Genomic DNA, 3,406 nt, shown 5'->3' on the forward strand with positions numbered 1-3,406 from the left:
TGGAGAGCTCGAGCCATTTCGAGTCCAATTTGTCTACTAATGGGCGATATGCGGTTGCTGTCCGACGTGCATTGGCACTCTCGACAAGGACCTCTCATTGTCCATCGCTCGACGGGTGTTTGGCCTGGTCAAAGCGATACTCGCGGCCGGAATCTTGCAAGACGTTCCCGCTCTTCAGTCGCGGGTGTCCCGCGTTGGTTAGCTTGGCGTGGACGCCGGACGGCGCGTCGTCTCATGCGACCTGCGCGTATTCGTAAACGAGGCCGCCAAGTCGATCTCGCCGTAGGACTCGGACGTTGCTGATGGAGCCGGATCGTCTCTACCCTCTGGAGGACTCACGGTGGCTTCTGGTATCGGCGGTGCGGGTTGCGGTGATCACCTCGTCTACCACGAGATTCTTCACGTCATGGCCAAACGCCCGACATCGCACTCATGCTGTGATCAGGACGCGCGCCAGGGAGGATGAAAAAGTTCGTTGTTACATCTCGCACTCCAAAAACTATTGCAGAATACGAACGGATTCTGGTACGGATCCTCTCAAATCAAAGGATCCACAGAATACAGACACGGGCCTCTGGATCAATCTATAAGGGTGCGCCGATGAGTATCGAACAGCTAGCCTCGATCTTTCGTGATCAAGGTGTGGTCGGCTGAGCGGTTCGGCTGAAGGTTGAATTGCGTGCTGTGGTCAGCATGCTGGCCCGGCTGTCGCGTCGGGTGGGCGGGGTTCCACGGGCCCGCGGGTGTTTTCCTTTCGTGGTCGCAGGGGCAGCTTGTGGCTGATCAGGTCGGGGCCGGCAGGGCTTGCAGGCGGGTCAGGGCGGTGAGGATGTCGCCGGCCCAGGGCCATCGTGCGGCGATGCGCAGGCGCAGACGGCGGCCACCGCGCACCAGCCGTCCGGCCACCGTGAACAGTCGCAGGCGCAGGCGTTTGGGCTCGTAGGTCTGGGCGGCGGTGCCGGGCAGGGCCAGCAGTTGCATCCAGGCCAGGAGTTCGCAGGCCAGCGCGACGAGCTCGCACCAGATCTGGTTGCGGGTGAAGTGGTGCAGCGGCAGGTTGGTCAGGCCGGTGTCCTTGGCGCAGCGGATGCGGTCTTCGGCGCGGGCGCGGCGGCGGTGGCGTAGTTCCAGGTCGGCGAGCTGACCTTGCTTGGTGTTGGTGACGAAGCAGGTGACGCGGCATCCGTCGACGTCGGTGAAGCGCAGCTGGGCGCCGGGGTGCGGGCGTTCCTTGCGGGCGATGATCCGCATGCGCTTGGGCCAGCCGGTCAGGTCCAGCAGGCCGGTCAGCTCGGCGACCCAGGCGCCGGGCCGGACCTGCCGGTCGGCGTCGTAGGCGGGCGTCCACGCGCTCTTGGGCAGGCGCAAGACGGCCTGCTGCACCTGCTCGGTCAGGGTGAACCCGATCGAATACGACAGCCGGCGGCCGGGCTTGGTCAGCCAGGTGAGGAACTCGTGGGTGCCGCCGCCGGAGTCGGTGCGGATCAGCACCTGCCGTCGGCGCTGCTTGGGGAGCTGGGCCAGCGCCAGCCGGGTGGCCTCGATGTGGTCGGCGGCGGTGTTGGAGCCGGCGTTGCCCGGCCGCAGCACGATGGCCAGCGGTTCACCGGCCCCTTGCGGGCCGTGGTCGGCGAAGACCGTCATCGGGTGGAAGCCGAAGCTGTGTTTCCAGGTCGGGGCGGCGTGTTCCTTATCCGAGTGGGCGATGACGATGGTGGCGTCGAGGTCGAGGGGGATCAGCTGACCGTCACTGCCCGGCGCCCTCGTCCCGGCTAGGTCCCAGGCACGTTCGCGGGCCAGGGCTCGCGCCGTGCGCAGGGCGTTGAGCGCCTTGGCCTCATCGCGGGCGAGCCGGTCGATCAGCCGGGAGACGGTCGGGTCGGAGGCCACCGGGCCGAACAGGTCGGGCTGGGCACGCAGCACAGCGATATCGGCCAGGCAGTCCCCGCCTAGGGCGAGGCTGACGGCCAGGTCGGCCACGATCTTGCCGGGGTCATGCACCGCGCGCTCGGGCCGCCAGCGCTCCAGCTGCGCGGACAGAACCCGGTCCAGGCCGGTGACACGCAGCGTATGCAGGAGCAGCAGGGCGCCCGCGTGGGAGAGGAGCCCGGCAGCGTCAGCGGATGCGATGATCTTGCCGCGCGAAGCGATACTCTTCACTTGGAAAGTGCCTTCTGATCTGGTGTGGACAGGACTCTCGACAAGCCCCATCCTCCCAGCTCAAAGGCACTTTTCTTATGTGAATGATCAAGTCTGGCGAAATTCACCGTGAAAGCCCGAGGTTAACCTCGATTCTTCAGTTGGCTGTGCTGTGTGAGTGGCGCCGCGGTTTGCCCGTAATGTCCCCGGTGCGGTTGGGGCGGGCCGTGGCATGACGCTGCGGGGCGCCGGGTTCCACGGGCCCGGATGAGGCTCCTTTCTGGATCGTTGCGGTCGGGTCCGGCTCTCAGGCGAGAGCGGGCAGGTCGGTGAGGCGCTGCCAGGCCACGGCGAATGCTTGGGCCCAGGGCCAGGTGCGCTCGATGCGCAGGTGGCGGCGACGGGCGTGGTGGGCCAGGCGGGCGGGCAGGTGGTAGAGCCGGTAGCGCATGGTGTCCGGCTCCGCGCGGTCCAGCCCGGGCTGGTCGTGCAGGGTCAGCAGGCGCAGCCAGCAGTCCAGGTCGTGGCCGAGGTTGGCGGCCAGCATCCAACCAGAATTGACGGTCCAGTCCTTGCTGGGCAGGTTGGCAAGGCCCATCGCCTTGTCGGCGCGGACGCGGTCTTCGACGACGGCGTGGGCGCGGGCCAGGGCGTCCAGCCATTGCGGGTGGTGGGAGCCGGCGATGCCCCACATGCGGCCGATGTTGGTAGCGATGATGGAGTACTTCCAGCCGGTCCGGGTTTCGAAGGCGGTGAGGTTCTTGCGGTGCCGGGCCGAGGGGCGGACCCGGCGCACCAGCAGCCGCATGCCCTCTGGCCAGCCTTGGCGCTGGTTGAGGCCGGTGAGCTCGGCCACGTGGTAGCCGGGCTGGAGGTCGCCGTCCTGGCGCAGGGAGTCGGTCCAGGCGGTGGTGGGCAGCCGGGCGATGGCCTGCTCGTCGAGGTCGGTGATCATCCAGCCGACCAGGTATCGCACCGTGCGGCGGGCGGTGTTCAGTCCTTCCAGGTGGAGGAGCAGATCGTGGGTGGCGCCCGCACCGTCCACCCGGACCAGGATCTTGGCCTGACAGGAGTTCGGGATCTGAGCCAGCGCCTCACGCAGCACCCGCAGGTGGTCGGCGACGGTGTTGCTGCCCGCATTGCCGGTGCGCAGCAGCATCGCCAGCGACTCTTGAGTGTTGGCACACCAGCAGGCCAGCGGGTGAAATCCGTAGGTTTTCTTGAACGTGACCGCTGCGCCGCTCTTGTCGGAGGCGGCGGTGATGAC

The 3,406-nt window shown here is 67.1% G+C and carries 2 protein-coding genes; both read right to left on the reverse strand.

The window, feature by feature from the left end:
* Window positions 1-783: 783 nt before the first annotated feature.
* The gene (locus tag V5E28_RS48740; protein WP_442946018.1) at window positions 784-2,211 is read right to left on the reverse strand and encodes an IS1380 family transposase; all 1,428 of its coding nucleotides are present in this window, start codon (window positions 2,209-2,211) and stop codon (window positions 784-786) included.
* A 235-nt stretch (window positions 2,212-2,446) separates the two neighbouring features.
* Window positions 2,447-3,403, reverse strand: coding sequence for a transposase (locus V5E28_RS48745; RefSeq protein WP_442946019.1), 957 nt, complete (start codon window positions 3,401-3,403; stop codon window positions 2,447-2,449).
* Window positions 3,404-3,406 lie beyond the last annotated feature (3 nt).

The sequence above is a fragment of the Nonomuraea sp. LPB2021202275-12-8 genome (genome assembly GCF_037044575.1).
Taxonomy (GTDB): Bacteria; Actinomycetota; Actinomycetes; order Streptosporangiales; family Streptosporangiaceae; genus Nonomuraea.